This window comes from Frankia sp. CoWAU3 (assembly GCF_977971855.1).
The window spans coordinates 1-4,473 of the sequence record NZ_CDWWXB010000188.1 but is presented as its reverse complement, the minus strand read 5'-3'; the positions used below and the strand labels follow the sequence as shown (position 1 = coordinate 4,473).

Genomic DNA, 4,473 nt, shown 5'->3' with positions numbered 1-4,473 from the left:
GGTCGCGGCACGCATGCCGGAGCGGGGTCCGGGCTGGGATGACAGGTGACGGGACGACCCCGGTCCGGTCCGGCCAGCCCGGCCGGGCTGGACCGGCCGCCACACCGGAGCACGAATCGAGGCTCTCCCGACCGTCGGACGTCGCCATCCCCATCACGGTCAGCCTCATCCCCATCACGGTCAGCCTCGCCACGACCGGGTAAACCGCAACCGCGGCGAGGAAGGCCAGCACCGCGACGCCGGACCCGACGAGGTTGTCGACGGTGAACGGCCCTCGATCGGGGCTAAGCAGCAGATGGACGCTGGAGGCACAGAAGCCCGCGATGCCCAACGCCGCGGCGTGGAACACGCGCAGATGCGGCGGCTGTACTGGATCACGACGGCCGGCGAGCCAGCACAGCGGCAGGCTGATAACCGCCGGGTAGAACGGCGGCAGCAGGACCGCCGCCGCCACCGTCCAGGTGGACAGCAGGTCATGACGTCGGGCCCCGGGAACGGTCAGATCCTCACCCAGCCGTCCGGACGCCACCACGGCCAGCGCCCCGAGAACAACGAAGGTGGCGGAGGCCGCGAGGTCGGTCCATCGCGGACGCAGACCCGCCGCCGCGAACCCGGCCATGCTCAGCCAGCAGAAGACTACGATGAACCCCCGCCGCATCAACCCCCCGGGCACGCGCCACAGCATCCAGCCGTGGCCGAGCAGGCGCAGCACGGCCAGGCGAGGGCCGGCCAGGCGAGGTTCCGTGACGTGGGCGCCGGCCAGGCGAGGGCCCAACGGCGGAGGGCCGATCATCCGGGGGCCGACGGGTTCGGCGCTCGCGGGAGGGGCGGACGCTTCGCCTCGTGCCGCCCCGCGACCGGTCCGGGCAGTCGTGTCCGCTCCCCGCGTGGTCACCCCGCGGACTCGCCGCCAGCCACGCCGAAGGGTGCCCACCAGAACGGAACCCGCGCCCCGCGCCAGTCGTATGCGTAACGGCATTGGTGGATGGCCTTCCTCGTTCTTGTCCACGGCCGTACCCGGCCGGAACCGCCCGGTGAATCCAACCTGGTCGCTGCTACTTACGGTGAATCTTCGAGAACGAAGAGTACGAAGGCGCTTCGCCAATTCGCAACCGTCCGAATGCCGGTTCTTAGCCGTTCGCGGCGTCGCCGAGCCGTGTTTTCTCCCCGGCACGCGCGCGATAGTTGCCCAGGAAATGGCACCTGACCTGCGACGACGAATGCCGGGCCGAAGGAGGCGTCACGACGGGCCGCCCGGTCGCGTCGGCTGCGGGACACCGCCGAGAGACCACATCCGACACGCCCGGGAAACGGCACGTCCGCCGCCCGGAGACCAAGGACGGCCGAGGGAGGGACCGCCGAGGGACCAGCTCGATGCCCGCCGTCCGCTCCTGACACCTGGCGGCGGCGTAGGGACCGACGCGTCGGTAACGCGGACGAACCAGTAACGCGGACGAACCAGTAACGCGGCGATCAGGTGGTACGGGCGACCGCCTCGACCATCGCGGCGGCCAGGGTGGCCACGTCGGCGGGGGAGATGATGAACGGCGGCATCGTGTAGACCAACCGTCCGCACGGGCGGACCCAGACCCCGAGATCCACCAACAGCGGCTGGATCACGGTCATGTCGACGGGCTCCCGCGTCTCGATCACCCCGATGGCGCCGAGTACCCGCACGTCGGCGACCCCGGGCAGGTCGGCAGCCGGGGCGAGCCCGGCGGAGAGCCCGGCGGAGATCTCGCGCACCCGAGCCTGCCAGGGCGAGGAGAGGAGCAGGTCGATGCTGGCGTTCGCGACCGCGCTTGCCAGGGGGTTGCCCATGAACGTGGGGCCGTGCATGAACGTGCCGGCAGGCGAGTCGCAGACGCCCGCCGCGACCTCGTCGGTGCACAGCGTCGCGGCCATGGACAGGTAGCCACCGGTCATCGCCTTGCCCACGCACATGATGTCGGGGCTGATGCCGGCATGGTCGCAGCCGAACAGCTCGCCCGAGCGGCCGAACCCGATCGCGATCTCGTCGGCGATCAGCAGCACCCCGTAGTGGTCGCACAGCTCGCGCAGCCGCGCCAGCCAACCCGGCGCGTACCACCGCATGGCTCCGGTGCCCTGCACGACAGGCTCGCAGATGACCGCCGCGATCTCGTCGGCGTGCCCGGCCAGCAGCCCCTCGATCTCGGCGACGTGAGCGTCCTCACACGGCTCGTCGAAGGCGCAGGCCGGGGCGGAGGCGAACAGATGACGGGGCAGCAGGTGGCTGAACAGGTGATGCATGCCCGCGTCCGGATCACAGACCGCCATCGCGCCCGAGGTGTCGCCGTGGTAGCCGCGTCGGATGGTGAGCAGGCGCGTCCGGCCCGGCCGGCCCCGCCCGATCCAGTACTGCAGCGCCATCTTGATCGCGACCTCGACGGCGACGGAACCCGAATCGCACGGGAAGACCCGCCGTAACGGATCCGGCGTGATCGCCACGAGGGTCTCGGCGAGGGCCACCGCCGGCTCATGGGTCAGACCGCCGAACATCACATGGGACATCGTCTCGAGCTGCCCGCGCACCGCCTCGTCGAGCACGGGATGCCGGTAGCCGTGAATCGCCGCCCACCACGACGACATCCCGTCGATCAATTCCCGGCCGTCGGTCAACGTCAGCCGGGTCCCCGCGGCGGATGCGACCGGGAAGAGCGGCGTGGAGCCGGATACCGAAGCATACGGATGCCAGACCACCCGCCGATCGCGGGCGACAAGGTCGCCCACGTCCGCCACCGGGGTCTGGGGCCGGGGGGTGAGCGCGGGCGGCGGGACGGCGATCGTCGAACGAGGGGTCACCTCCCCACTCTCGCCCATCCCGGTCGACGGCGGTGGCCTGGGTGGCGCTGGCCCGGGCCGATCGTCGTACGTCTCACACAACTGCGGTCTCACACCACTGCGTCACCCGCCCGAGCTCGTCACCCGCCCGTCCTGCCCTCGAACCCCAACCCGACAGGAGTCCAACTCGCGGCTACCCCCACTCAGTCGGCGGCGTCGAGGACGGCGAGCGCTTCGACGAGGACGAGGAAGTCACGGGGCAGGTCGACGCACACGGTGGTCCGGGCCGGGAGGGGTCCTTGACCCAGATCGCATAGACCGTGTTGAACTCCTCGAGATGGGCGCTATTGGTCAAGCGGACGCGCATCATGATGACATCATCGAAGGTGACGTCGGCGGCGGCGACGCCAGGGGCACGACCGATGTCGTGCAGAAGCGCCGCAGCGACGACATCGGCATCCGCACCAGACCGCCGTGCTTGCTCGGCGGTCTGGCGCGTGCTCCAGCTGGTTGACGCCCCCGTCCTCGTACGGATTGCCTTCCAGCCCACGCAGTATCGCGAGGATGCCAGGAACTGTGAAGTGAGGTAGTGCGGATGGTTCGCCTTCCATGGTTCGCCGTCTCGGTCGACCGACCCCTCGGCCAGGGTGAGGCCAAGTTTCCCGGCGGCGGCATCGCCCCGGTGTGATCTTCGCGGCGGAGGCGGAGGCCGACGGCCTCTGGCTGATCGTCGGCTAGGAGTGCCAGGTAGGAGTAGTTGCCCAGGCGCATCGGGCAGGATGTCAGTGTGGTCATCCCGATTCACGACATCAATCCCCTGCGCCGCCGCCCGGTCGTGACCTGGCTGCTCATCGCGGCGAACGTGGTGATCTTCGTTTTCTTCGAACCGGTGGTCAGCTCGGTCGCCGGCACGGAGACGTCGGCGGCACAGAACATCTGTGAGCAGCAGCGGTTCTTTCAGGAGTGGGGCGCGATCCCGTGGGAACTGGTGCACAATGCGCAGCTCACCGCCGCGAACTCCGGCCGGGTCGGGGTGGATGCGGCCGGCAACCCGGGATGCATCGTGGAATCACCGCCCAGCTTCGACAAGATCCCGGTGCTGTCGGTGCTGACCTCGATGTTCCTGCATGGAAGCTGGCTTCATCTGATCGGCAACATGCTGTTCCTCGGGGTCTTCGGCAACAACATTGAAGATCGCATGGGCAGGCTGCTCTACCCGCTGTTCTACCTGGTCTGCGGATACGCCGCCGGGTACGGCTTCGCCTTGTTGGAGGGTGGGTCGACGAACACCCTGATCGGCGCCTCCGGCGCGGTCGCCGGCGTGTTGGGGGCCTATCTGGTGCTCTTCCCACGGGCCCGCGTCATCGGCCTGGTCTCCGTCCTGTTCTTTCTGCCGTTCTGGCTGCCGGCCTGGATCGTCCTCGGTTTCTGGTTCGCGTTGCAGTACATCTACTTCACCGGATTCGGCGTCGCCGACGGCGGTACCGTGGCGTACGGAGCACATGTAGTCGGCTTCGCGGTCGGCGCGTTGCTCGTCATGCCGTTCATCAGCCGGCTGCGAGCCGCCGGCCCCGGGACGCCGCTCCGGGTGCCCCAACACGGCTGGATTCGCGGCACGGGGAACTCGTCGGCCCGCCACCGCCGCCGATCGTTACTGGGAAAGGCTCAGTA

At 69.4% G+C, this 4,473-nt stretch carries 3 protein-coding genes and 1 pseudogene; 2 read left to right on the top strand and 2 right to left on the bottom strand.

The window, feature by feature from the left end:
* Together AC08ON_RS14745 and bioA are read right to left on the bottom strand one after the other, a co-directional pair.
* Nucleotides 1-793: pseudogene (locus tag AC08ON_RS14745) on the bottom strand (GGDEF domain-containing protein); the annotation flags it as partial.
* Nucleotides 794-1,473: 680 nt separating this feature from the next.
* Complete coding sequence (gene bioA / locus AC08ON_RS14740) at nt 1,474-2,760, bottom strand: adenosylmethionine--8-amino-7-oxononanoate transaminase (RefSeq protein WP_476608086.1); 1,287 nt, start codon at nt 2,758-2,760, stop codon at nt 1,474-1,476.
* 379 nt (nt 2,761-3,139) lie between these two features.
* Between bioA and AC08ON_RS14735 the strand changes: the two genes are divergently transcribed.
* The gene (locus AC08ON_RS14735) at nt 3,140-3,316 is read left to right on the top strand and encodes a hypothetical protein (RefSeq protein ID WP_476608083.1); all 177 of its coding nucleotides are present in this window, start codon (nt 3,140-3,142) and stop codon (nt 3,314-3,316) included.
* 273 nt (nt 3,317-3,589) lie between these two features.
* Nucleotides 3,590-4,473, top strand: an 884-nt coding sequence (locus AC08ON_RS14730) for a rhomboid family intramembrane serine protease (RefSeq protein ID WP_476617165.1), incomplete at its 3' end; no start/stop codon positions are given.

Coding starts and splice junctions, on each gene's coding strand:
- AC08ON_RS14735 (WP_476608083.1), top strand. CDS start 3,140: ATGGGCGCTATTGGTCAAGCGGACGCGCATCATGATGACATCATCGAA.